The following is a 23,373-nucleotide window of genomic DNA, read 5'->3' as shown; positions in this document are numbered from 1 at the left end:
TCCACGCAAAGCGTTGCGCTTAGTGATTCTGGTAATGTTTTTGTTGCCGGATGGCCAGTGCGGGCTAAAAAAGGGAGAGCGTAAAAATGGCTGTGTTGTATCAGATATTTTAATGATGTTGGGCTGGGCGGACGGTGACACGAAGGCTGATATTCTGCCTCCCTATCAGTAGCCGTAAGGCTGGCGCACGAAAGCCTCTCTGGCTGCATCACCGCGCATTTCCTGTTAACTTTGCCGCTATGGTTCATACTCATGTGCGCTGATTGTGTTACGAACGGATAGCCGTGAAGACAACGGTTACTGTGGGTCACTTATCTGACAGCCTGAGGTTGTCTGCTTACTAAAAGGGAAAATAATGCCATTGTTATTCGGTGAGTTATCTGGTTTCCCGTCATGGGTGCCTGTTGTATTACTCGTCTCGCTCTCTTTTGTGCTGGGATTCCTGGCCCGACTTATTCTGCTCAGGTTCATCCGCTACTGGCAGATTCGTGACAGAAAGCTGTTCAAATCCCTTGAGAAGCATCTTAGCGGCTCGATGTTCTTTTTTATTCCGTTATTAATGATTAATGTCGGCGTTAATTACATCGATTTTCACCCGGAATCTCTCTCTTTAATCACCAATATCATCAATGTCTTTATTATTATGTCATTTTGCTCGGTCTTAATCCGGCTGACCAACGTGGCGCAGGATATGCTTTATATCCGCTATGACATTAATATTTCCAATAACCTTCGTGCGCGCAAAATTCGCACGCAGATTATCTATGTCAAAAAAGTAGTTATTGTTATCCTGGTTCTTTTCTGTGTTTCGCTGATTCTGCTCAGCTTCCCTGGCGTCCGGAAATTCGGCACCACCATTCTGGCGGGTGCGGGTGTCGCCGGTATCATTATTGGTTTTGCGCTGCAGAAGTCGCTGGTCAATCTGTTCGCCGGTATTCAGATCGCCTTTACCCAGCCTATTAAAATTGATGATGCGGTAGTGGTAGAAAAAGAGTGGGGCTGGATTGAGGAGATCAACCTGACCTATGTGGTGGTGCGCATCTGGGATTTGCGTCGGCTGGTGTTGCCGATTACCTACTTTACCGAAAATCCGTTCCAGAACTGGACGCGCAATAACGCCCAGATCTTAGGCTCGGTGTTTCTTTACGTGGATTACTCCATGCCGCTGGAGCCACTGCGCAAGCACTTTGAAAAGGTGCTGAGTGAAACCAAACTCTGGGATCAGGAAACGTCTGTGCTGCAGGTGACCGACACCACCGAGAAAACCATGACCATCAGGATGCTGATGACCGCGCAGAACTCCCCGATCGCCTTTGATTTACGCTGTTATGTGCGTGAAAAGATGATTGAGTTTATTCAGCAGAATTACCCGGAAAGCCTGCCGCAGGTGAGAGCATCACTGACGGATAGTGGGTCAGAGAAGGTTGGGAGAGGGGTGATGGAGTAGGGAACACTTTTAGATAGAGAGCGAAAAGTTACTGTAAGTGAGGATTTTTAATTAGCGAACGGCTGCTATCCTGTTCTTTATTAGGTCAGGCAAGAGTGGTAACGTGGAAAGTTTATTGAAAACAAGCAGTTAATTTAGATGATATTAAGACTGAATAAACCTTCCTTATTTAAGGGAGGTTTATTCATAGCTTTGCGGGTAGATAATGTTAAGTTGACGAAGTGGTATAAACGTTGTGGATTTTTAATAAGGTGAACCTAAATAAACTTCACGGGTTTATCACTTGTAAAAAATTTCTCGATTAAATCAATCCATTCTGGTCTTCTGAATTCACCTTCTCTGCTAATACGCTGATATTTCTTTGAAAATTCATATTTTATACCTTCGGCGTCGAAGAAGGTGTCAAGCTGTATTTTACTTCTTGGTCTTAAATCCATGGAGTAAGATGAGGAACTAGTCTCTTCAATTACACCAAGGTCAGTAGGAATAAGTTCGCTTAAAAAATTATAATCAGTGGTAAATTCTTTAAGAACCTCGATAAAAACCTTTGGGTTAAGGCAGTCTTCTATTTCCGTAGCAGGTGATACCGGATTTGATGATATGTCAACAAGTTTAGTCTTACCTCCATAATTAACAATTCTTTTACACACTATGTGTGGCATTGCTGGCGTTTCATAATTTACTAGCTCAGCGTCAGTATCAGAAAGTAAAAAAACTTTCCCTACCATGTCTTTTTTAAACTCATCGTAAGAAGCTTCAAGGTGTTTAAATATTTTCTTAACTTCACTCGCTCCGCCAACAGGAACAATCCTCAACCGATGTCCTGCTACCAAATCGCCGAGGTAATGAGATAAATAATTTTTTTCAGTGGAACCTTCGCAAATTAACCAATTGTAAGGTTTGTCAGCTAGGCAGCTTGATATTATTGATTGAATTAGATCATTAACACTTTTTATTTTAATATCGAATGGCATACCTTGAGACGAAGTTTTTGTTTTTTTTCTAACTTCTTCTCTTTAGCTAGCCAAATCATATAGTTCAAAATGGTGCTCACCATTGTTCTTCATAATTGCGGTAGTACATCCATTTTCTACAGTTGGTAAATAACCATACCAATGAGATGTGAATATCAGTTGCTTAATAATGTTACTTATTGAATAAAGTTTCTCAAACTGTTCAAAGCATGCTGACATATGAAGCGAGCACTCCGGTTCATCAATGCCTATTATAAGATTGTCTCCGTTTTCTCTATGGTTTGTGAGAAATCCGTACGCAATATCCATGATTGCTCTCTGCTTCTCACCTGAACTTAAGGAGTTTATCTCTATCCATTCACCATTCTGCCTCTTATTGAGTTTTCGAACGTTGAAAAAAGCTTCAATTATAAGGTTGTATACATCCTTTTTTTTGATTTTTAGTTGTCTCTCTCCTGATGTTCTGTAGCTGTATTCTTCAAGTTCTTTTTCAACGTCAGTTAGAAAGTTAGTGAGCCCAGTGTTAATTTGGCCAATGGTTTTACTTGATATTCTTTGAGAAATTATTTGTTCAAGAGACTCGCCCACTAATTTTTGGACTTCATTTGCTTCGAGTTTAGTAAATGATGCAGAATCAATATCTTTAGGTATGTAAATGTATTCATATTTGTATCTTACATGATACATCAAAGAATCAAACATATCCGAAAGAGTTGCTTGAGGGATTTTGTTTTCTGATTCTGGAAGGCCAGATAATTTGGATAAGGATTTCCCATTTAATATAGATATACTTATTGAACCATCTTTTTCCACACCTAAGGGGATTAAAAAGTATTTACTTATATCAATATTTCTCTTTAGCTTTTTTATGTGTTCTGAAAAGGTGGTTACGATTCCTCTAGTAGTAGGAGTAACAGTAATATCAGAGTTTCCTGAATGATATCCTAAAACTAAATTACTGAGGATTCGAGCTTTTTCATGGTGTGATTCATGTAACTCATCATGCTTTAATAAAAAAAGAGGTACTATATGAGGTGCTGGCCTATCGCTACCAGCCTTCTTAAATGAAGTGTTAACGCTCCATGGCTTGTTATTTATGAATGAATCTAAAGCTTCCAGGACTGAACTTTTACCAATTCCATTATTACCTACAATTCCGCAAAACTGACTCCCACTTGATAAGGGAATGTAATGAGTGCCACTATAGGTTTTATAATACCTTAAAAAAATCCCAACGATCATTTTGTGTATCCCTTCTATTGAATAACCTCAAATAAGAATAATCTTAAATCTAACTTATTTCATCAATTATTTTAATCATTTGATAAGGGTGTGACCGTGATTTGTTTTTTATGCTTTTGATTTATAAAGATAAAAAAAGATTTATGCTCTAATGCAGTGTTTTCTGAAAGTCTAAAATTACTGTTTTTGGCAATATTTTGTATTTACCCATTTTGCAGTTGGCTTTGATGTGAGTTGATAGCGATCACAAAAGCTAAGGTCACGAAAATGACTAATGACAACTAATTTAAGTCTACTTAAGATTAATTTTTGTACCGTTTTCAGCAAGGGCATCGCTCTCGTTGTCACTTCTTAAGGCCCTCCACATTCACCGCTCCTTCACTCCCCCGTCACCGTTCTGTCATCTGATCCCCTCAAGCTAACACCATCCCGCAGCGTCTTTTCACTGCGTTCCCACTCTGTAACCCGTGAGGATTTCATCGTGATGGAGTTATCCAGACATCCGACCACTGTCTATCAGGCTGTTGCCGCACAACTGGAGCAGGCGCTGAAAGAGCGCTACCGCTGCGGCGACTATCTTCCTTCCGAACAACAGCTGGCCGATCACTATGAGGTGAATCGCCACACGCTGCGTCGGGCGGTGGATGAGCTGGTGCACAAAGGGCTGCTGCAGCGCCGTCACGGCGTCGGCATCCTGGTTTTGATGCGCCCTTATGACTATCCGCTGCATGCCCAGGCGCGGTTCAGCCAGAACCTGCTGGAGCAGGGCAGTCATCCCACCAGCGAACGGCTGCTGGCGGTGCTGCGTCCGGCCAGCAACGACGTTGCCAATGCGCTGGGCGTGAAAGAGGGCGACAACGTCATTCATCTGCGTACCCTGCGTCGCGCCAACGGCGTGCCGCTCTGCCTGATTAACCATTTCCTCGCCGACCTCAGCTGGTGGCCACAGCTTCAGCAATTTAACAGCGGATCGCTGCACGACTTCTTAGTGGAGCACACCGGCAAGCAGCTGGTGCGCACCCAGACCCGTATCAGCACCCGCCGGGCGCAGGCCAAAGAGTGTCGGCAGCTCGACATCGCGCTGCATTCGCCGCTGCTCTGCGTGCGGACCCTGAACAAAACCAGTGATGGCGCGGTGGCGGAATACTCCGTCAGCCTGACGCGCGGCGACATGATTGAACTGACTCTGGAGCACTAATGGAACAGCAAACGGATCGCCAGCGCTGGCTGTCGGTGCTGGCGCACAGCAGCGCCGCCTTGCTTGAGACGCACTGGCAGGCGCTTAACCTCCAGCCCGCCTTTACCCTGATCCGTCCGGCAGAAATCGGGCTGACGCGGTTGCAGGCGCGGATGGGGGCCACCGGCAAACGCTTTGTGATGGGTGATGCCACGGTGACGCGCGCTGTGGTGCAGCTCAGCGACGGCACTCTGGGTTACAGCTACCTGTTAGGGCGCGACAAAGCTCATGCCGAGCGCTGCGCCCTGCTGGATGCGCTGTTACAGCAGCCGGAAACCCGGCAACTGCTGGAAGAGAAGATTATTACCCCGCTGGCGGCGTGGCGCGATGAGCAGCGACAGCTGCGCGCCCGCGAGATCGCCAGCAGCAAAGTGGATTTCTTTACGCTGGTTCGCGGAGATAACTGATGACTTTACTGGCAAGTTTTAACCATCCGGTAGCGGATGCGCAGCGCGCGTTTCGCCGCATTCTGAAAGCGATGAGCGAACCGGGCGTGATGGTCTCGCTGCCGCTGCAACAGGGCTGGGGCGCACTGTCACCGGCGGCCACGGCGCTGCTGCTGACGCTGGTCGATCAGGAAAGCCCGGTCTGGCTGGATGCGGAAATTGACAACGAACAGCTGCGCAACAATCTGCGCTTCCATACCGGCGCGCCGATCACCACGCAACAGGATGCACCATTCGCCCTGAGTCATGCGGCGGCGCAGCCCGATCCGACGCAGTTCGCGGCCGGTGACAATCTGTCACCGGAAAAAAGCACCACGCTGATTATCGAAGTGCCGTCACTGAATGGCGGCCTGACGCTGCGTCTCTCCGGCCCTGGCCTGCGCGAAACCCGGGCCATCGCGCCACAGCTGCCCGAAAGCGTGCTGGAATATCTGCGCACCCGTCCGCATCCGTTTCCGCAGGGCGTGGATCTGATCTTCACCTGTGGCGAAGCGATCATGGCCGTGCCGCGCACCACCGTTGTGGAGGTGTGCTGATGTATGTCGCGGTGAAAGGAGGAGAAAAAGCCATTGCGAACGCCCATCAGTTACAGGCCGATCTGCGGCGCGGCGATCGGGCGGTAGACGAACTCGGCTGCGATCAGGTGGCGCAGCAGCTGGGACTGGCGGTGGATCGGGTGATGACAGAAGGCGGGATTTACGATCCTGAACTGGCGGCGCTGGCGATTAAGCAGGCCAGCGGCGATCTGGTCGAGGCGATCTTTCTGCTGCGCGCCTATCGCACCACGCTGCCACGCCTGGCGGAGAGCACGCCGCTGGCGACTGGTGCGATGCGCATCGAACGCCGCATCTCGGCGGTCTATAAAGATCTGCCGGGCGGCCAGGTATTGGGGCCAACTTACGACTATAGCCACCGTCTGCTCGACTTCACCCTGCTGGCCAATGGCGAAACGCCCGCCGCGCCGCGTGACGATCGTTCGGTGCCTGATCAGTGCCCGCACATGTTCAGCATGATGAGCGATGAAGGGCTGGCCGCCGCCGAGATGGATGACGGCAGCGAGCCTGTCGATATCACCCGCGAGCCAATGAGCTTTCCCGCCTCACGCGCCGCGCGCCTGCAACAGCTGGTGCGTGGCGACGAAGGCTTTATGCTGGCGCTGGGCTACTCAACCCAGCGCGGCTATGGCCGTACCCATCCGTTCGCCGGCGAGATCCGCACCGGCACTCTCAGCGTCAGTATCTGTCCCGAAGAGCTGGGTTTTGAGCTGGAGATCGGTGAGCTGGTACTGACGGAGTGTGAAATGGTCAACGGCGTTGCCCACAGCGACGACACGGCGCCGCACTTTACCCGGGGCTATGGGCTGGTGTTTGGCCGCGCCGAACGTAAAGCGATGGCGATGGCGCTGGTGGACAGGGCGCTGCAAAGCCGCGAACAGCATGAGCGTGTTACCAGCCCGGCGCAGGATGAGGAGTTTGTGCTGTCGCACGCCGACAACGTGGAAGCCGCAGGCTTTGTCTCGCATCTCAAGCTGCCGCACTACGTCGATTTCCAGGCGGAACTGGAACTGCTGAAACAGCTGCAGCACGATTATCAGGAGCGCAACCATGGCTGAACTCACCGGCTATAACAACGGCTATCTCGATGAGCAGACCAAACGCACCATCCGCCGCGCCATCCTGAAAGCGGTGGCGATCCCCGGCTATCAGGTGCCGTTCGCCGGACGTGAGATGCCGATGCCCTACGGCTGGGGCACTGGCGGCATCCAGATCACCGCCAGCGTGATTGGCGATCAGGATGTGCTGAAGGTGATCGATCAGGGGGCAGATGACACCACCAATGCGGTGTCGATCCGCCAGTTCTTTAAACGAGTCAGCAATGCTGCCACCACCGAGCGCACCGCCGATGCCACCCTGATCCAGACCCGGCACCGCATCCCGGAAACGCCGCTGGAAGAGGATCAGATCCTGATTTTCCAGGTGCCGATTCCGGAGCCGCTGCGCTTTATCGAGCCGCGCGAAACTGAAACCCGCACCATGCATGCGCTGGAGGAGTACGGCATCATGCAGGTGAAGTTGTATGAAGATATCGCCCGCTATGGCCACATCGCGACGACTTACGCCTATCCGGTCCGGGTCAACGATCGCTATGTGATGGATCCTTCGCCCATCCCCAAATTCGACAACCCGAAGATGCACATGATGCCCGCGCTGCAGCTGTTTGGTGCCGGGCGTGAAAAGCGCATCTATGCCTTGCCGCCTTACACCCGCGTGGAAAGCCTGGACTTCGACGATCATCCGTTCACCGTGCAGCAATGGGATGAACCCTGCGCGCTGTGCGGCTCGCGCCACAGCTATCTCGATGAGGTGGTGATGGACGATCAGGGAACGCGGATGTTTGTCTGCTCCGACACCGACTTTTGCCATCAGCAGCAGGAACAGCAACATGAACAGTGAACAGCCGCTGCTTGCGGTGAACCAGCTCACCCACCTTTATGCGCCGGGCAAAGGGTTTGAGCAGGTCAGTTTTGATCTCTGGCCCGGCGAAGTGCTGGGCATTGTCGGCGAGTCCGGCTCCGGTAAAACCACGCTGCTGCAGAGCCTGTCGGCGCGTCTGACGCCGCAGCAGGGCAGCATCCTCTATCAGAATCGCGACCTCTACCAGATGAGTGAAAGCGATCGCCGTCGCCTGCTGCGCACCGAATGGGGCGTGGTGCATCAGCATCCCATGGACGGGCTGCGTTCGCAGGTCAGCGCGGGCGGCAACATCGGCGAACGGCTGATGGCGACCGGACAGCGCCACTATGGCGACATCCGCGCCGAGGCGAGCCGCTGGCTGCAGGCGGTGGAGATTGACGCCGGTCGCATCGACGATCTGCCCACCACCTTTTCCGGCGGTATGCAGCAGCGGCTGCAGATCGCCCGGAATCTGGTGACGCAGCCGCAGCTGATGTTTATGGATGAGCCGACCGGCGGACTGGATGTGTCGGTGCAGGCGCGACTGCTGGATCTGCTGCGGACGCTGGTGCGCGAACTGAATCTGGCGGTGGTGATTGTCACCCACGATCTCGGCGTGGCGCGACTGCTGGCGCATCGCCTGCTGGTGATGAAGCAGGGGCGGGTGGTGGAGAGCGGTCTGACCGACCGCGTGCTGGACGATCCTCATCATCCTTACACTCAACTGCTGGTCTCTTCGGTGCTCAATTAAATGACAACTATCACTCCGCGCCTGCGGGTAGAGAATTTGTGTAAAACCTTTGTGCTGCATAACCAGAACGGCGCGGCGCTGCCGGTACTGCACAACGCCAGCCTGACGGCAGGCGAGGGCGAATGCGTCGTGCTGCACGGTCACTCCGGCAGCGGTAAATCCACACTGCTGCGCGCGCTTTACGGCAACTATCAGCCCGACAGCGGCCACATCCAGGTCGCGCATCAGGGCGAGTGGATCGACATGGCGCAGGCGTCGGCGCGCCAGATTATCGCCCTGCGCCGCGACACGCTGGGCTGGGTCAGCCAGTTTCTGCGGGTGATCCCGCGCGTGCCGACGCTGGAGATTGTGATGCAGCCGCTGCTGGAGCGCGGCGTCGAGCGCGCCTTCTGTGAGGCGCGTGCCGCCGAACTGCTGACCCGGCTCAACGTGCCGCAGCGTCTCTGGTCGCTGGCCCCGTCCACTTTCTCTGGTGGAGAGCAGCAGCGCGTGAATATCGCCCGCGGCTTTATCGCCGACTATCCGGTGCTGCTGCTGGATGAACCCACCGCCTCGCTCGACAGCGTCAACAGCGAGGCGGTAGTGAGCTTAATTGAACAGGCGCGCGCCCGTGGTGCCGCCATCGTGGGTATTTTTCACGATCGGGCGGTGCGCGAACGGGTAGCTGACCGGCTGCACCTGATGCACCCGATCGAGACAGGAGCGCAGGCATGATCATCAATAACGTCAGACTGGTGCTGGAAAACGAAGTGGTAACCGGATCGCTGGAGTTTCGCGACGAGCGCATCAGCAGCTTCAGCGAAACCCCCAGCCAGCAGCCGGGCGCGCTGGATGGCGAGGGCGCCTGGCTGATGCCGGGTCTGGTGGAGCTGCACACCGATAATCTCGATAAGTTTTTCACGCCGCGTCCGAAAGTGGACTGGCCGGCCCACTCGGCGATGAGCAGCCACGATGCGCTGATGGTTTCCAGCGGCATTACTACGGTGCTGGATGCGATTGGTGTCGGGGATGTGCGCGACGGCGGGCACCGGCTGGATAACCTCAGCAAGATGATCGACGCCATCCGCGACAGCAACCGCAAAGGACTGAACCGGGCCGAGCATCTGCTGCATCTGCGCTGTGAACTGCCGCATCCCACCACTGCGCCGCTGTTTGAAGCGCTGATGGGCACGCCGGAGCTGGCGCTGGTGTCGCTGATGGACCATTCGCCGGGCCAGCGCCAGTATGCGTCGCTGACGAAGTATCGCGAATATTATCAGGGCAAATATCAGCTCAACGACGCGGAGATGGATCAGTTCGAGCATGACCAGCTCACCCTGGCAGCAGCATGGTCACAGCCCAATCGTCAGGCGATTGCCGGACTCTGCCGGGAACATGGCATCGCCATTGCCAGCCACGATGATGCCACCGCGGCGCATGTTGAAGAGTCTCACGCCGCGGGCAGCCGCATCGCGGAGTTTCCGACCACGCTGGAGGCGGCACGCGCCTCGCGTTATCGCAATATGCAGGTACTGATGGGCGCGCCTAACATCGTGCGCGGCGGCTCGCACTCCGGCAACGTCGCCGCCTGGGAGTTGGCGTCACACGGCCTGCTGAATATTCTCTCGTCTGATTACTACCCGGCGAGCCTGCTGGATGCGGCGTTCCGGCTGGCAGATGATGAGCGCAACAGCCTCGGCATTGCGCAGGCGATCGCACTGGTCACCTGTAACCCGGCGCGCGCCTTAGGGCTCGAAGATCGCGGGGTAATCGCCGAAGGCTGCCGCGCCGATCTGGTGCTGGCGCACACCGCACACGGCTACCCGCACGTGCGGCACGTCTGGAGCAAAGGCCGGCAGGTGTACTGATGGCGCGGCTGATTTGGCTCACCGGTCCTTCGGGTTCAGGTAAAGACAGCCTGCTGGACGCGCTGCGGGCGGCACCTCCGCCACGGCTGCTGATCGCCCATCGCTACATTACCCGCGCCGCCGATGCGGGCGGTGAAAACCATGTGGCGCTGACCGAGGCGGAGTTTGCCCGTCGCGCCGCGCTGGGACTGTTCGCGGTGAGCTGGCAGGCGCACGGTTTCAGCTATGGCATTGGCTGTGAGACGGAGCAGTGGCTGCTGCGCGGGCAGAATGTGGTGGTGAACGGTTCGCGGCTGCATCTGGCGCAGGCGCAGGCCCGTTTCGGCTCACAGTTGCTGCCGGTCTGTCTGCAGGTCACGCCAGCCGTGCTGGCAGCGCGGCTGAGCCAGCGCGGACGGGAAGATGAGGCGGAGATTGCCCGGCGGCTGGCGCGCGCCGCACAGCCGCAGCCCGATGGCTGCCTGATCCTCAACAACGACGGCGTGCTGGCAGATACCGTGTGCCTGCTGCGTCAGATACTGGAGGCGCATCAATGAAACTCTCTTATCTTGGCACCGGCGGAGACAGTCCGGCATCGACATCCGCCACCGAAGGCGCATCCATAAAACTCACTTTTCTGGGTACTGGCGGGGTCACTGCCGCACCGCTGCCGGGCTGCGACTGTCGCGCCTGTCAGCGGGCGCAGCTCAACAGCGGCTATGCGCGTGCGCCCTGCAGCGCGCTGATTGAGTTTGGTCGCGAGCGCATCCTGCTGGATGCCGGTCTGCCGCTGCTGGCGTCGCGCTTCCCGCCCGGCACGCTGACGCGCATTCTGCTGACTCACTACCACATGGATCATGTGCAGGGGCTGTTTGCGCTGCGCTGGGGAGTGGGCGCGCCGGTTCCGGTCTGGGGGCCACCCGATCCGCGAGGCTGTGACGATCTCTACAAACATCCTGGCCTGCTCGATTTCCGTCCCGCCTTAACGCCGTTTGTGGCGCACGCCTTTGGAGAACTGCAGGTTACACCGCTGCCGTTGCAACACTCGAAGCTGACGCATGGCTATCTGTTCGACTGGCACGGCACCCGGCTCGCCTGGCTGTGTGACACCTGCGGTCTGCCGCCTGACACCGCCGACTTCCTGCGCGGCCAGCCGCTGGATCAGCTGGTGATTGACTGCAACGATCCGCCGCAAGCAGAACCGCGTAACCATAATGATGTGACCCATGCGCTGGCGATAGCAGAGATGCTCCAGCCGCGTCAGACCTGGCTCACCCACCTCAGTCATGAGATGGATAACTGGTTAGCTGAGAACCCATTACCGGACGGCGTGCTGGCTGCCCGTGACGGCCAGACATTGCTGTGCGGCGCGCACTGGCCTGTCACGGTTTGATCATCTGACTGTCATCTCGTGTTCATCGCGTCACGCCTTAATAACCCGCAGAACGCAATCAGCGATGACGGAGAACACCATGGCACAGGCACTTCTTAAAACGGTGGTCGACAACGACCTGCCACCGGCCAGCCTTAGCGGACAAAAAGTGTTGTCGGTGCAGAAACTGAGCAAAGCCTACGGCGACACTCAGGTGCTGGATCAGGTCAGCTTCGACCTGCACGCCGGTGAGCTGGTGGCGGTGATTGGCCGCTCTGGCGCGGGTAAATCAACCCTGCTGCACATGCTCAACGGCACGATCGAGGCGACTTCCGGCGCGATTGTCAGTCTGCATCATGGCGAAGCGGATCGTAACGTGGTTACGCTCAACAGCCGCCAGCTGCGCGAATGGCGCAGCCAGTGCGGCATGATCTTTCAGGATTTCTGTCTGGTGCCACGCCTCGACGTGCTGACCAACGTGCTGCTGGGCCGTCTGAGCCAGACCGGTACGCTGAAATCCTTCTTTAAAATTTTCTCCGACAACGACCGGGCACACGCCATCGAACTGCTGCAGTGGATGAACATGCTGCCGCAGGCGCTGCAGCGGGCGGAAAATCTCTCTGGCGGGCAGATGCAGCGTGTGGCGATCTGCCGCGCCCTGATGCAGAACCCCAAAATCCTGCTGGCCGATGAGCCGGTGGCGTCGCTCGATCCCAAAAATACCAAACGCATCATGGATGTGCTGCGTCAGGTCAGCGAGCAGGGCATCAGCGTGATGGTCAACCTGCACTCGATTGAGCTGGTGAAAAGCTACTGCACCCGGGTGATTGGCATTCAGCGCGGCGTGGTGCTGTTTGACGGCCATCCTTCAGGACTGACCGACAGCCTGCTGCACCAGCTGTACGGCGATGAAATTAACCAAATCCATTAACTTCCACAGCAAGAGAACAACCCCGAATGAAACTGACTTCTTTAGCACTCCTGACCAGTGTAATGGCGTTTGGTGTCAGCGCAGCGGATGCGCCGAAACAGCTTAATCTGGGGATTCTGGGCGGTCAGAACGCCACCCAGCAGATTGGCGATAATCAGTGTGTGAAGACCTTCTTTGATAAAGAGCTGGATGTGGATACCCGGATGCGCAACGCCTCCGACTACTCTGGCGTGATTCAGGGTCTGCTGGGTGGCAAGATTGATATGGTGCTGAGCATGTCGCCAGCCTCGTTTGCGTCGGTCTACATTCAGGACCCGAAAGCGGTGGATGTGGTTGGCATTGTGGTGGATGACAAAGATCAGTCACGCGGCTACCACTCGGTGGTGATTGTCAAAGCAGACAGCCCGTACAAAAAACTGGAAGACCTGAAAGGGAAATCTTTCGGCATGGCCGATCCCGACTCGACGTCCGGCTTCCTGATGCCGAACCAGGCGTTTAAGAAGATGTTCGGCGGCTCAGTGGATGACAAATATAACAACACCTTCTCCAGCGTGACCTTCTCCGGCGGCCATGAGCAGGACATTCTGGGCGTGCTGAACAACCAGTTTGATGGCGCAGTGACCTGGACCTCACTGGTCGGTGACTACAACAGCGGCTATACCTCTGGCGCGTTTGGCCGTCTGATCCGCATGGACCATCCTGATCTGATGAAGCAGATCCGCATTATCTGGCAGTCACCGCTGATCCCCAACGGTCCGGTGCTGGTCAGCAACAAGCTGCCCGCTGACTTTAAAGCAAAAGTGGTGTCGGCGATTAAAAAGCTGGATAAGGAAGATCACGCCTGCTTCGTGAAAGCGGTGGGCGGCGAGCAGCACATCGGTCAGGCGACCGTTGCCGATTATCAGAACATCATCGATATGAAGCGCGACCTGATGAAAGGCAGCCGCGGCTAAATCCAGTTACTCCTTACCTTCTCCGCTCAGGCGGGGAAAGCGGGGCGCGGCAAACTCGCCTGCGTCCCGCTGCTTTAGCGCCGGAGATCCCCTTTGACCGAATTCGAACACTACTACCAACGCATCCGTCGCCAGCAGAAACGAGACACGCTGCTCTGGTCACTGCTGCTGGTGGCACTCTACCTGGCGGCGGGCAGGGTGGCAGAATTTAATCTGCTCACCGTCTGGCAGTCGCTGCCGCACTTCTTTGACTACCTGCACGAAATCCTGCCGGTGCTGCATCTGCCGCTGCTGTTTGCCGACGGCAAAACGGAAGGCTCGCTCGCTTACTGGGGCTACCGTCTGCCGATCCAGCTGCCGCTAATCTGGGAAACTCTGCAACTGGCGCTGGCTTCGACGCTGGTGGCGGTGGCACTGGCCGCGATGCTGGCCTTTTTCGCCGCCGACAACACTCAGACGCCGGTCAGCGTGCGGATGACGATTCGCGCCTTTGTCGCCTTCCTGCGCACCATGCCGGAGCTGGCGTGGGCGGTGATGTTTGTGATGGCGTTTGGCATCGGGGCGATCCCTGGTTTTCTGGCGCTGGCGCTGCACACCGTGGGCAGCCTGACCAAGCTGTTTTACGAGGCGATTGAGTCGGCGTCAGATAAGCCGGTACGCGGCCTGGCTGCCTGCGGAGCCAGCAAGCTGCAGCGGATGCGCTTCGCCTTCTGGCCACAGGTTAAGCCGGTCTTTCTCTCCTACAGCTTTATGCGGCTGGAAATTAACTTCCGCTCCTCAACCATCCTTGGGCTGGTCGGGGCGGGCGGCATCGGCCAGGAGCTGATGACCAACATCAAACTGGACCGCTACGATCAGGTCAGTATTACGCTGCTGCTGATCCTGATTGTGGTGTCGCTGCTGGATACGCTCTCCGGCCAGCTTCGTCGCCGTGTGACAGGAGACCGGACATGATCAGCACCGTTCCCGATATCGCGCTAATGAAGCAGCAGCATCGTGAACTCTTCGCCGCACAGCCGCGCTATCTGCGTCGCCTGGCGCTGATCACACTGGCGGTGCTGCTCTATTACCTCTTTTTCTTCTCGGTATTTGGTCTGGAGTGGTCGCGCCTGCTGATGGGCTGTCAGCAACTGGGGCGCTATTTCCTGCGGATGTTTGTCTGGCACGACTTCCTGAACTGGCCGTTTGGTTACTATCTGTCGCAGGTCGGCATCACCTTAGGGATTGTCTTTGCCGGCACGCTGACTGCCTCACTGCTGGCGCTGCCCCTGTCGTTTCTGGCGGCGCGCAACGTGATGCACAGCCGAACCGCGAAACCGCTGGCGTTTCTGATGCGCCGTCTGTTTGACGTGTTGCGCGGCATCGACATGGCGATCTGGGGGCTGATCTTCGTCCGGGCGGTCGGTATGGGGCCGCTGGCTGGGGTGCTGGCGATTATCCTGCAGGATGTCGGTCTGCTCGGCAAACTCTACGCCGAAGGGCACGAAGCGGTGGAACGATCACCGGGTCGCGGACTGGGCGCAGTGGGCGCCAACAGCCTGCAGAAACACCGCTTCGGCATCTTTACCCAGTCATTCCCGCAGTTTCTGGCGCTGAGCCTTTACCAGATAGAGTCCAATACCCGCTCAGCGGCGGTGCTGGGCTTTGTCGGCGCCGGGGGCGTCGGTCTGGTTTACGCTGAGAATATGCGCCTGTGGAACTGGGATGTGGTGATGTTCCTGACGCTGATTCTGGTGGTGGTAGTGATGGTGATGGATGTGATCTCCAGCCGCCTGCGCAAGCGCTACATCAGTGGGAAGCCGGTGCCGTTGTGGCAGCCTGCTGCGCGCGATTAAGCCGTTCGCTACGCTGCCAGGCGCGCTGTAACGCCTGCACCAGCTGTGCCTGCTGCCAGGGCTTTGCCAGCCGTTCGCACAGCGGCAGCGTCACCGGCTGGTGGCGCAGGTCCTGACCGCTGATGAGCAGCGTCGCCAGCTGCGGCCAGTTCTGCTGCGCCTGGCGGATCACCTCCGCACCGTTAATCTCGCCGGGCAGCATCAGGTCGCTGATCAGCAGGTCGATATCGGGTGTCTGGCGCAGCAGCGCCAGCGCCTCTTCACCGTCACCACACTCCAGCGTCAGATAACCCAGCTGATGCAGATGCTCACAGAGCGTCTGGCGCACCGCCGGTTCATCATCCAGCACCAGCACCAGCCGGTTACTGGCCGCCTCACTCTCCGCCGATATGTCCGCCTCAATGGGCGATGGCGGGGCGAACACTGCGGCGGCGGCGGCTTCCGGCGCACGCGGCAACAGCAGCCGCACCGTGGTGCCCTGGCCTGGCGCGGTTTCCAGTTCGATCTGGCCGCCTGACTGCCGTACAAAACCATAAACCATCGACAGGCCCAGCCCGCTGCCGCTGCCGGTAGCCTTGGTAGTGAAAAAAGGCTCAAACACCTGCTCACGAACCCCGGCCGACATGCCGCAGCCGTGGTCTATCACCTCAATTGTGACCCTGTCACGCTTTTCATCGCCCTCCAGACGCCGCTGGTTCCAGATGCGCAGCCGGATTTCGCCGCTTTGCTGATGCATCGCATCGCGGGCATTCACCACCAGATTCATCAGCGCATTCTCCAGCTGGCTGGCATCAATCCAGGCGGGCCAGCCGGGACGCTGCGCATCAATAATCAGCTGCTGGCCGGGCAGCAGCGAGTGCTGCAGCAGCCCCTGCAGGTTATCCACCAGCGTCACCACCGACACCGCGCGGGGATAGAGAGCCTGCTTGCGTGAGAACGCCAGCAGCCGCTGGGTCAGCTGGGCTGCGCGGTCGGCCGCCTGCCGCGCCCGCTCAATCCGGCTGGCCAGCGGGCCGGGCATCAGCTGGCCTTCGGTCAGCGCCAGACTGCCGATAATCACCGCCAGCAGATTGTTGAAGTCATGCGCCAGTCCGCCGGTCAGCTGGCCGACCGCCTTCATCTTCTGGCTGTGCTGCAGCGCCTCCTCCAGCGTTTTACGCGAGGTCCGGTCCAGCACGGTATTGACCATGCCGCGCCGCGGGATTGGGCTGAAGCGCAGCTCCAGCGTACGACCATCGGCCAGCCGGATCTCCTGCGGTTCACCGGGATCGTGCAGATCCACCGCCAGCGGCGCCAGCAGTTGCTGCCAGGGAACGCCACGATGCAGTTCATGCGGTGCGATGCCGAGCAGCTCCGCATACTGGGCATTCCACACCACCAGCTGCCCGTTGTTATCAAACAACGCAAAGCCGTCGCGCATCGCCAGAAAGGTGGATTCCAGCTGATTACTCTTCTCTTTCAGCAGCCGTGAGGTGTGAGCCAGCGAGGCGGTATTACGCGCAAAGACGTTAAACGCCCGCGCCAGCTCGCCCAGCTCATCACGGCGTTGCAGCCCTGGCACGCTGACGTTCTGCTCGCCCTGCGCCAGCCGCGTCATGGCCCCGGCAATCGCCGTCAGGCTCGACCCAAGATTGCGGTAGATGTAGATCCCGGCATAGCCGGTAATTGCCAGCGCCAGCAGTGCAAACAGTGCGATAAAGCCGATGATGGAATCCAGCTCACGGTGGGTCGCGAGGGTACGCGCCTCGCTTTGCAGCGCGACCTGCTGCACCGAGGCACTGATATCGTCATTCAGCATCGCCACCAGCGCTTTAATCCGGTAGGTGGCATAGGCGATCGCCAGGTCGCTCTGTTCCAGCGCCTCCGCCAGCGGCAGCAGGCGCTGCTGGGTGGCCAGCAGTCGCTGCACGTTTTCGCCGGTCACGCCCGTCAGCGGCACGTTGCGCCACTGCGCCATCACCTGCTGGAGCTGTTCGATGACGGCGATGGGCGAGGGTGTGCGGATCGCGATGGTGATCAGCCGTTCGGTTTGCTCCCGCAGTGCGGCATCCGGCAGCGTCCGCTGTTCCCGCTGCACCAGCTGGTCGATATGGCTGAGCAGAATCTGTGTCTGCCACAGGTCGCTCAGCATGTTGTTGCGCTGCAGATGACGCTGGTGGCCGGTCAGCAGCAGGCTGTTAATCGTCTGTTCCAGCATCAGGCTGCGGGCGCGGATCCGGGCGATGCGCTCCGGCTGACGCGCCGCCAGCGGCGCACTGGCCAGCAGGCTCAGCGACTGCTGCAACGCCTGCTGATTCTGCTGCAGCCGCTGTGATTCGCTCTGGTACTCCAGCGCGCCCACCACCTGTGACAGCCGCACTGCCGCTGTTGCCACGTTGGCGGTGTCCCGCGCCAGCGCCAGGCTGCCGTTCATGTCGGCCAGGGTCTGTGCCTGCGCCTGCTCCTGAATCGCCCCGGCATGACGAAAGCCGAAGATCGCCACCACGCTGACCATCAGCGTGACTGATACCACCAGCAGATTGAACAGCAACAGGCGGCCACGCGCCCCGGCCTGCCACGGATAAGTGCGCTGCATCCCACGACCTCTTAATCACTGCAACGATGGGCCGAGTATAGGAGCGTGCAGGCGGGCGTTTATGACAAATATGAACGGACGCTGACATTTTCCGTTTATCTGGCGTTGCTTTACTGACGGCTATCCACAGTCCGCAGGAGCGAGGCGATGACAGCCACACCGATACTGGAAATGCGGGGAATTACCCGGCGCTTCGGCAGCTTTTATGCCTTGAAGGGCGTCGATCTCACGGTTTATCCCGGTGAGGTCCACGCGCTGATGGGGGAAAACGGCGCAGGTAAAAGCACACTGATGAAGATTCTGGCCGGTGCCTATACCGCCAGCAGCGGGGAAATTTTAATTGAAGGCAAACCCTGGGCACTTAAAGGGCCGAAAGAGGCACTGGCCGCCGGGATCACCCTGATTTATCAGGAGATCAACCTGGCACCTAACCTGACGGTGGCGGAGAACATTTTTCTCGGCAGCGAAATCGCGCCCGGCGGGCTGGTCAGGCGGCGGCAGATGGCCGAAGAGGCGCAGCGGGTCATTGACCGGCTCGGCGCGCAGTTCAGCGCCTGGGATCGCGTCAGCCGTCTCAGCATCGCCGAGCAGCAGCAGGTGGAGATCGCCCGCGCGCTGCAGCGCAATAGCCGCATTCTGGTGATGGATGAGCCGACCGCCGCGCTCTCCAACCGCGAAACCGAACAGCTGTTCGCGCTGATCAAACGGCTGCGCAGCGAAGGTATGGCGATCATCTACATCAGCCACCGCATGGCAGAGGTGTATGAGCTGTCCGACCGCGTCAGCGTGCTGCGCGACGGGGAGTATGTGGGCAGCCTGACCCGTGACCAGCTCAACGCCAGCGAACTGGTGCGGATGATGGTCGGACGGCCGCTCAGCGACCTGTTTAACAAAGACCGTGCTATCCCGCTGGGCGATATCCGGCTGGCGGTTAATCACCTTACCGACGGCGGCAAAGTGCATCCCAGCAGTCTTGAAGTGCGGGCCGGAGAGATTGTCGGCCTGGCCGGGCTGGTAGGCGCAGGCCGCAGCGAGCTGGCACAGCTGATTTTTGGCGTGCACAAGCCGAAAGAGGGCGAGATCTGGATCGATGGCGAAAAGGTCACCATCCATTCACCACGCGATGCCATTGCACGCGGCATCGGTTTTCTCACCGAAAACCGCAAAGAGCAGGGACTGTTTCTGGAGATGGCGGCGCAGGAGAACATCGTGATGGCGACGCTGGAACGTGACGCCAGTTACGGGATGCTGAACCGTCGCAAAGGGCAGACCATCGCCAGTGAGGCGATCGCTTCACTCAATATTCGCGTTCCTCACGCTCAGGTCCGGGCGGGCGGTCTGTCGGGCGGTAACCAGCAGAAGCTGCTGATTTCGCGCTGGGTGGCGATTGGCCCGCGTATCCTGATCCTCGATGAACCGACGCGCGGCGTCGATGTCGGGGCGAAAAGTGAGATCTACCGGATGATGCAGGAGATGGCGCGGCAGGGCGTGGCGATTCTGATGATCTCCAGCGAACTGCCGGAAGTGGTCGGGATGAGCGACCGCGTATACGTGATGCACGAAGGCACCATCGTCGGTGAGCTGGAGGGCAGCCACATCAGTCAGGAAAATATTATGACGCTGGCAACCGGTGCGCACAGCGCGTCAGCAGGCGAAAACTAAGGAGACCACCATGACACAACTGGCCCGCACCAAAGCACCGACGCTGAAACGCGCCCTGATGGGCGATCTGCTGCAAACGGTGGGTATCCTGCCGATTCTGATCCTGATCGTGGCGGTATTTGGTTTCGTCACGCCGAACTTCTTTACCGAAGCAAACCTGCTCAACATCACCCGTCAGGCGTCGATTAACATCGTGCTGGCGGCAGGCATGACCTTTGTGATCCTCACCGGCGGCATCGACCTGTCGGTGGGGTCAATGCTGGGGACCACCGCGGTGGTGGCGCTGGTAGCATCACTGGATCCGATGCTGGCTTCCATGACCATTCCGATGGCGCTGGGCGCAGGCCTGGTGATGGGGCTGTTCAACGGCATTCTTGTCGCCTGGGCCGGATTGCCGCCCTTTATCGTCACACTTGGCACCTACACAGCGCTGCGCGGAGCCGCTTACCTGCTGGCGGATGGCACCACGGTAATCAATTCCGATATTAACTTTGAGTGGATCGGCAACGGCTATCTCGGGCCGGTACCGTGGCTGATTGTGATTGCCTTTGCGGTGATCGCCATCTGCTGGTTCATCCTGCGCCGCACCACGCTGGGCGTCCATATCTACGCAGTCGGCGGCAATATCCAGGCGGCGCGTCTCACCGGTATCAAGGTCGGAATGGTGCTGCTGTTTGTCTACGGCATGAGTGGCCTGCTGTCGGGGCTGGGCGGTCTGATGAGCGCCTCGCGGCTATACAGCGCCAACGGCAACCTCGGGGTGGGCTATGAGCTGGATGCGATTGCGGCGGTGATCCTCGGCGGTACCAGCTTTGTCGGCGGCATCGGCACCATCACCGGCACCCTGATTGGCGCACTGATTATCGCCACGCTGAATAACGGCATGACGCTGATGGGGGTCTCCTATTTCTGGCAGCTGGTGATCAAGGGCGCGGTCATCATCATCGCGGTACTGATCGACAAATACCGTACCCGTCATCATGTGAGTTGAGTCTTAAAAGGGCGGATGTGCCATTTCACCTCCGCCACCTAAAAAACGCCATTAAGTGGTTGGCACCTTGAAAACAGCAGGAGAAGGTCTATGCGTTTTAATCCGATTGTAACCGGGCTGCTGGCGGCGACGCTGTTCAGTACCGGCCTGGCTCAGGCAAAAGAACTCAAATCTATCGGCGTAACGGTCGGCGATCTGGCAAACCCCTTCTTCGTGCAGATCACCAAAGGCGCGGAGATGAAGGCGCGTCAGCTGGCGGGCGATAAGGTGAATGTGACGCTGGTCTCCAGCGGTTACGATCTCGGTCAGCAGGTGGGCCAGATTGATAACTTTATTGCGGCCAAAGTCGACATGATTATCCTCAACGCCGCGGATTCCAAAGGGATCGCCCCGGCGGTGAAGCGGGCGCGTGATGCCGGTATTGTAGTGGTGGCGGTCGACGTGGCGGCCGATGGCGCGAATGCGACCATCACCTCCGATAACACCGAGGCGGGCGCGATGGCCTGTAAATATATTGCTGACCGCCTGAAGAACAAAGGCAACGTGGTGATCATCAACGGACCACCGGTCTCTGCAGTGCAGAACCGCGTTGAAGGCTGCATGACCGAGCTGAAAACCCATCCTGACATCAAGCTGCTCTCTTACAACCAGAACGCCAAAGGCAGTCGTGAAGGCGGACTGGAAGTCATGACCGGTCTGCTCTCTGCTAATCCAAAAATTGATGCGGTGTTTGCCATCAACGACCCGACAGCGATTGGTGCAGACTTAGCGGCGAAACAGGCACAGCGCAGTGAGTTCTTTATCGTTGGCGTCGATGGCTCGCCGGACGGTGAAGAGGCGCTGAAGCGCAAGAATTCACTGTTCGTCGCGACGCCTGCGCAGGACCCGCAGGTCATGGCCGCCAAAGCGGTCGAGATTGGTTATGACATTCTGCAGGGCAAACCGGCACCGGACAAACCGGTGCTGATCCCGGTGAAACTGATCGATCGTAATAATATCGGCAGCTACCAGGGCTGGACGGTGAAATAAGCTTTAGTGCGGCACCTTTAGGGTGCCGCTCTCAGGAGGCCACCATGCAACGTTCAGAGGTTAATTATTACCTGCAACATACACGCGAGTTTTTCCGACAGCAGGATGTACATCTGCCGCCGTGGGCCGATTTCAATGTGAGCCAGTGGCGGGCTCAGGATCGAGAGGTAGCGCAGGAGATTCTGGCGTTGCGGCTGGGCTGGGATCTCACCAGTTTTGGCGCGGCTGATTTTCTGCAGACCGGGCTGACACTGTTTACCCTGCGCAACGGTTCACCAGGCGCGCAGCCGTGGCATAAACCCTACGCCGAGAAAATAATGCACGTGCGGGAAGGGCAGCAGACGCCGATGCACTACCATCCGCGCAAGATGGAAGACATCATTAATCGCGGCGGCGGGAATCTGATTGTCGAACTGCATAACCGCGATGGTGACGGGCTGGCTGACTCGCTGGTGGCGGTGTCGCTGGATGGCCTGCGCCAGACCCACGCCGCCGGTTCACAGCTGCGGCTCTCACCGGGTGAAAGCGTGACGCTGGAGGCGGGCATCTGGCACAGTTTCTGGGGGGAAAGTGGCTTCGGCGACGTGCTGGTGGGCGAGGTGTCGATGCCCAACGATGACGAAAACGACAATGTGTTTCTGACGCCGCTGGCTCGTTTCAACCCGCTGGAGGAGGATGAAGCGCCGCGCTGGCTGCTGTGTAATGACTATGCGCACTGGCTATCCTGAGCGCAGCAGGCATAATCAGGCAATCTGACTGGCACGCGTTGTCGAATCGGGTTTCACCACATCAGCCGAAAAGACATAGCCCAGTCCGCGGATGGTGCGGATCAGGTCGGGCTGGTGCGGATTAGTTTCGATTTTACGGCGCAGCCGCATGATCAGCACATCGATGGTACGGTCAAACACGTCGAGACTTTCGCTGTGGGTCAGCTCCAGCAACTGATCCCGGGTCAGTACCTTGCGGGCGTGACGTACCAGCGCACGTAACAGGCTATATTCCCCCTGGGTCAGCGGCACCAGCTCGCGCTGCGGATTAAACAGCTGGCAGCGGCCATCATCCAGTTGCCAGCCGCCAAAACGCCAGCCCTCCTGTTCAGGGTCGGCCTGTGCAATGCGTCCGCTGCGACGCAGGGCCGCCCGGGTTCGCGCCACCACCACGCGTGGATTAAAGGGTTTGGCGATGTAGTCATCTGCGCCCATCTCAAGGCCCACGACCATCTCCGCTTCAGAACCCATCCCGGTCAGCATAATCACCAGCACTTCGGGTCGCTGACGCTGAAGCTGCTGCAACACCAGTAGCCCGTTGGTATCGGGCAGCATCATATCCAGCATCACCAGCGAGATTTCCGGGTGCTCGCTGAGCATCGATAGCGCCTCGCGTCCCTGATGACAGCGGTAGACCGTTAACAAATGTTCACTTAACGCATCCTGCAAGACATCGCAGACTGCAGGATCATCATCCACCACCAAAATTGCTGGCTTCATTGCGCGGCCTCTAATGTTACGAAAGAGTTAATTCAGGAGTCTACACAGGCCAACAAAGCTTGCTGAGGCAGCGTGCTGAAACGTGACCAGCTTCGCCTGTGAGAGTGCGGAAGCGTGCGCTGGCGCAGAGTTTTTCGGGGTTGCCTGTTTGCCGCAGGAAAA

General features: G+C 57.4%; 23 protein-coding genes. 19 read left to right on the top strand and 4 right to left on the bottom strand.

Annotation, left to right across the window (positions count from 1 at the left end):
- Positions 1 to 355 precede the first annotated feature (355 nt).
- Positions 356 to 1,447 (top strand): mechanosensitive ion channel family protein, encoded by a 1,092-nt coding sequence (locus AC0T7J_RS04295; RefSeq protein WP_473792370.1) that lies wholly within the window; start codon positions 356 to 358, stop codon positions 1,445 to 1,447.
- Between the two features lie 257 nt (positions 1,448 to 1,704).
- On the opposite strand, the gene AC0T7J_RS04290 is transcribed toward AC0T7J_RS04295, so the two are convergent.
- Positions 1,705 to 2,421, bottom strand: coding sequence for a hypothetical protein (locus AC0T7J_RS04290; RefSeq protein WP_473792362.1), 717 nt, complete (start codon positions 2,419 to 2,421; stop codon positions 1,705 to 1,707).
- A gap of 42 nt (positions 2,422 to 2,463) precedes the next feature.
- The gene (locus AC0T7J_RS04285) at positions 2,464 to 3,663 is read right to left on the bottom strand and encodes an AAA family ATPase (protein ID WP_473792360.1); all 1,200 of its coding nucleotides are present in this window, start codon (positions 3,661 to 3,663) and stop codon (positions 2,464 to 2,466) included.
- Between the two features lie 484 nt (positions 3,664 to 4,147).
- Here AC0T7J_RS04285 and phnF point away from each other — a divergent pair, with 484 nt between their 5' ends.
- The 14 genes from phnF (at position 4,148) to phnE (AC0T7J_RS04215) (ending at position 15,467) form a co-directional block, all read left to right on the top strand.
- Positions 4,148 to 4,861: a phosphonate metabolism transcriptional regulator PhnF gene (gene phnF, locus AC0T7J_RS04280; protein ID WP_010247805.1), complete on the top strand. Its 714-nt coding sequence runs from the start codon at positions 4,148 to 4,150 to the stop codon at positions 4,859 to 4,861.
- On the top strand, positions 4,861 to 5,307 hold the full coding sequence (gene phnG / locus AC0T7J_RS04275; protein ID WP_010247802.1) for a phosphonate C-P lyase system protein PhnG: 447 nt from the start codon (positions 4,861 to 4,863) through the stop codon (positions 5,305 to 5,307). Before phnF ends, phnG begins: the two co-directional genes overlap by 1 nt.
- Positions 5,307 to 5,882 (top strand): phosphonate C-P lyase system protein PhnH, encoded by a 576-nt coding sequence (gene phnH / locus AC0T7J_RS04270; protein ID WP_473792358.1) that lies wholly within the window; start codon positions 5,307 to 5,309, stop codon positions 5,880 to 5,882. The genes phnG and phnH overlap by 1 nt, the downstream gene beginning before the upstream one ends.
- Positions 5,882 to 6,958: a carbon-phosphorus lyase complex subunit gene (locus tag AC0T7J_RS04265; protein ID WP_473792356.1), complete on the top strand. Its 1,077-nt coding sequence runs from the start codon at positions 5,882 to 5,884 to the stop codon at positions 6,956 to 6,958. Before phnH ends, AC0T7J_RS04265 begins: the two co-directional genes overlap by 1 nt.
- Positions 6,951 to 7,799: an alpha-D-ribose 1-methylphosphonate 5-phosphate C-P-lyase PhnJ gene (locus AC0T7J_RS04260; protein ID WP_473792354.1), complete on the top strand. Its 849-nt coding sequence runs from the start codon at positions 6,951 to 6,953 to the stop codon at positions 7,797 to 7,799. The genes AC0T7J_RS04265 and AC0T7J_RS04260 overlap by 8 nt, the downstream gene beginning before the upstream one ends.
- Positions 7,789 to 8,550 (top strand): phosphonate C-P lyase system protein PhnK, encoded by a 762-nt coding sequence (gene phnK / locus AC0T7J_RS04255; RefSeq protein ID WP_473792352.1) that lies wholly within the window; start codon positions 7,789 to 7,791, stop codon positions 8,548 to 8,550. The genes AC0T7J_RS04260 and phnK overlap by 11 nt, the downstream gene beginning before the upstream one ends.
- Positions 8,551 to 9,264, top strand: coding sequence for a phosphonate C-P lyase system protein PhnL (gene phnL / locus AC0T7J_RS04250; protein WP_473792350.1), 714 nt, complete (start codon positions 8,551 to 8,553; stop codon positions 9,262 to 9,264).
- On the top strand, positions 9,261 to 10,397 hold the full coding sequence (gene phnM, locus AC0T7J_RS04245; protein ID WP_473792348.1) for an alpha-D-ribose 1-methylphosphonate 5-triphosphate diphosphatase: 1,137 nt from the start codon (positions 9,261 to 9,263) through the stop codon (positions 10,395 to 10,397). The genes phnL and phnM overlap by 4 nt, the downstream gene beginning before the upstream one ends.
- Entirely contained in the window at positions 10,397 to 10,933 is a 537-nt protein-coding gene (phnN, locus tag AC0T7J_RS04240) for a ribose 1,5-bisphosphokinase (protein WP_473792346.1), read from the top strand. Before phnM ends, phnN begins: the two co-directional genes overlap by 1 nt.
- Before the next feature lie 65 nt (positions 10,934 to 10,998).
- Positions 10,999 to 11,769, top strand: coding sequence for a phosphonate metabolism protein PhnP (gene phnP / locus AC0T7J_RS04235; RefSeq protein WP_473793179.1), 771 nt, complete (start codon positions 10,999 to 11,001; stop codon positions 11,767 to 11,769).
- A 79-nt stretch (positions 11,770 to 11,848) separates the two neighbouring features.
- The gene (gene phnC / locus AC0T7J_RS04230; RefSeq protein WP_473792344.1) at positions 11,849 to 12,679 is read left to right on the top strand and encodes a phosphonate ABC transporter ATP-binding protein; all 831 of its coding nucleotides are present in this window, start codon (positions 11,849 to 11,851) and stop codon (positions 12,677 to 12,679) included.
- Between the two features lie 26 nt (positions 12,680 to 12,705).
- Positions 12,706 to 13,632, top strand: coding sequence for a phosphonate ABC transporter substrate-binding protein (gene phnD, locus AC0T7J_RS04225; protein WP_473792342.1), 927 nt, complete (start codon positions 12,706 to 12,708; stop codon positions 13,630 to 13,632).
- Positions 13,633 to 13,725: 93 nt separating this feature from the next.
- Complete coding sequence (gene phnE, locus AC0T7J_RS04220) at positions 13,726 to 14,586, top strand: phosphonate ABC transporter, permease protein PhnE (RefSeq protein WP_064703644.1); 861 nt, start codon at positions 13,726 to 13,728, stop codon at positions 14,584 to 14,586.
- Positions 14,583 to 15,467 (top strand): phosphonate ABC transporter, permease protein PhnE, encoded by an 885-nt coding sequence (gene phnE, locus AC0T7J_RS04215; RefSeq protein WP_033767647.1) that lies wholly within the window; start codon positions 14,583 to 14,585, stop codon positions 15,465 to 15,467. The genes phnE (AC0T7J_RS04220) and phnE (AC0T7J_RS04215) overlap by 4 nt, the downstream gene beginning before the upstream one ends.
- Here phnE (AC0T7J_RS04215) and AC0T7J_RS04210 read toward each other — a convergent pair.
- The gene (locus AC0T7J_RS04210; RefSeq protein ID WP_473792340.1) at positions 15,421 to 18,042 is read right to left on the bottom strand and encodes an ATP-binding protein; all 2,622 of its coding nucleotides are present in this window, start codon (positions 18,040 to 18,042) and stop codon (positions 15,421 to 15,423) included. The two genes, phnE (AC0T7J_RS04215) and AC0T7J_RS04210, sit on opposite strands and share 47 nt — an antisense overlap.
- A gap of 147 nt (positions 18,043 to 18,189) precedes the next feature.
- Here AC0T7J_RS04210 and AC0T7J_RS04205 point away from each other — a divergent pair, with 147 nt between their 5' ends.
- The 4 genes from AC0T7J_RS04205 (at position 18,190) to AC0T7J_RS04190 (ending at position 22,452) form a co-directional block, all read left to right on the top strand.
- Positions 18,190 to 19,704 carry a sugar ABC transporter ATP-binding protein gene (locus AC0T7J_RS04205; protein ID WP_434747484.1) on the top strand — a complete coding sequence of 505 codons (1,515 nt, stop codon included), beginning with the start codon at positions 18,190 to 18,192 and terminating at the stop codon, positions 19,702 to 19,704.
- A 10-nt stretch (positions 19,705 to 19,714) separates the two neighbouring features.
- Positions 19,715 to 20,695, top strand: coding sequence for an ABC transporter permease subunit (locus tag AC0T7J_RS04200; RefSeq protein WP_010670880.1), 981 nt, complete (start codon positions 19,715 to 19,717; stop codon positions 20,693 to 20,695).
- A gap of 90 nt (positions 20,696 to 20,785) precedes the next feature.
- Entirely contained in the window at positions 20,786 to 21,724 is a 939-nt protein-coding gene (locus AC0T7J_RS04195; RefSeq protein WP_010247755.1) for an ABC transporter substrate-binding protein, read from the top strand.
- A gap of 44 nt (positions 21,725 to 21,768) precedes the next feature.
- Complete coding sequence (locus tag AC0T7J_RS04190; RefSeq protein WP_473792337.1) at positions 21,769 to 22,452, top strand: D-lyxose/D-mannose isomerase; 684 nt, start codon at positions 21,769 to 21,771, stop codon at positions 22,450 to 22,452.
- 15 nt (positions 22,453 to 22,467) lie between these two features.
- On the opposite strand, the gene AC0T7J_RS04185 is transcribed toward AC0T7J_RS04190, so the two are convergent.
- Complete coding sequence (locus AC0T7J_RS04185; RefSeq protein ID WP_010247750.1) at positions 22,468 to 23,211, bottom strand: response regulator; 744 nt, start codon at positions 23,209 to 23,211, stop codon at positions 22,468 to 22,470.
- Positions 23,212 to 23,373: the final 162 nt, after the last annotated feature.

It is taken from the genome of Pantoea sp. E956-1, assembly GCF_982223955.1.
This window is presented reverse-complemented; position numbering and strand designations above follow the sequence as displayed.

What these genes read in the sequence shown, in the direction of transcription:
- AC0T7J_RS04295 (WP_473792370.1), top strand. Translation starts at nt 356, where the DNA reads ATGCCATTGTTATTCGGTGAGTTATCTGGTTTCCCGTCATGGGTGCCT.
- AC0T7J_RS04290 (WP_473792362.1), bottom strand. Translation starts at nt 2,421, where the DNA reads ATGCCATTCGATATTAAAATAAAAAGTGTTAATGATCTAATTCAATCA.
- AC0T7J_RS04285 (WP_473792360.1), bottom strand. Translation starts at nt 3,663, where the DNA reads ATGATCGTTGGGATTTTTTTAAGGTATTATAAAACCTATAGTGGCACT.
- phnF (WP_010247805.1), top strand. Translation starts at nt 4,148, where the DNA reads ATGGAGTTATCCAGACATCCGACCACTGTCTATCAGGCTGTTGCCGCA.
- phnG (WP_010247802.1), top strand. Translation starts at nt 4,861, where the DNA reads ATGGAACAGCAAACGGATCGCCAGCGCTGGCTGTCGGTGCTGGCGCAC.
- phnH (WP_473792358.1), top strand. Translation starts at nt 5,307, where the DNA reads ATGACTTTACTGGCAAGTTTTAACCATCCGGTAGCGGATGCGCAGCGC.
- AC0T7J_RS04265 (WP_473792356.1), top strand. Translation starts at nt 5,882, where the DNA reads ATGTATGTCGCGGTGAAAGGAGGAGAAAAAGCCATTGCGAACGCCCAT.
- AC0T7J_RS04260 (WP_473792354.1), top strand. Translation starts at nt 6,951, where the DNA reads ATGGCTGAACTCACCGGCTATAACAACGGCTATCTCGATGAGCAGACC.
- phnK (WP_473792352.1), top strand. Translation starts at nt 7,789, where the DNA reads ATGAACAGTGAACAGCCGCTGCTTGCGGTGAACCAGCTCACCCACCTT.
- phnL (WP_473792350.1), top strand. Translation starts at nt 8,551, where the DNA reads ATGACAACTATCACTCCGCGCCTGCGGGTAGAGAATTTGTGTAAAACC.
- phnM (WP_473792348.1), top strand. Translation starts at nt 9,261, where the DNA reads ATGATCATCAATAACGTCAGACTGGTGCTGGAAAACGAAGTGGTAACC.
- phnN (WP_473792346.1), top strand. Translation starts at nt 10,397, where the DNA reads ATGGCGCGGCTGATTTGGCTCACCGGTCCTTCGGGTTCAGGTAAAGAC.
- phnC (WP_473792344.1), top strand. Translation starts at nt 11,849, where the DNA reads ATGGCACAGGCACTTCTTAAAACGGTGGTCGACAACGACCTGCCACCG.
- phnD (WP_473792342.1), top strand. Translation starts at nt 12,706, where the DNA reads ATGAAACTGACTTCTTTAGCACTCCTGACCAGTGTAATGGCGTTTGGT.
- phnE (WP_033767647.1), top strand. Translation starts at nt 14,583, where the DNA reads ATGATCAGCACCGTTCCCGATATCGCGCTAATGAAGCAGCAGCATCGT.
- AC0T7J_RS04210 (WP_473792340.1), bottom strand. Translation starts at nt 18,042, where the DNA reads ATGCAGCGCACTTATCCGTGGCAGGCCGGGGCGCGTGGCCGCCTGTTG.
- AC0T7J_RS04205 (WP_434747484.1), top strand. Translation starts at nt 18,190, where the DNA reads ATGACAGCCACACCGATACTGGAAATGCGGGGAATTACCCGGCGCTTC.
- AC0T7J_RS04200 (WP_010670880.1), top strand. Translation starts at nt 19,715, where the DNA reads ATGACACAACTGGCCCGCACCAAAGCACCGACGCTGAAACGCGCCCTG.
- AC0T7J_RS04195 (WP_010247755.1), top strand. Translation starts at nt 20,786, where the DNA reads ATGCGTTTTAATCCGATTGTAACCGGGCTGCTGGCGGCGACGCTGTTC.
- AC0T7J_RS04190 (WP_473792337.1), top strand. Translation starts at nt 21,769, where the DNA reads ATGCAACGTTCAGAGGTTAATTATTACCTGCAACATACACGCGAGTTT.
- AC0T7J_RS04185 (WP_010247750.1), bottom strand. Translation starts at nt 23,211, where the DNA reads ATGAAGCCAGCAATTTTGGTGGTGGATGATGATCCTGCAGTCTGCGAT.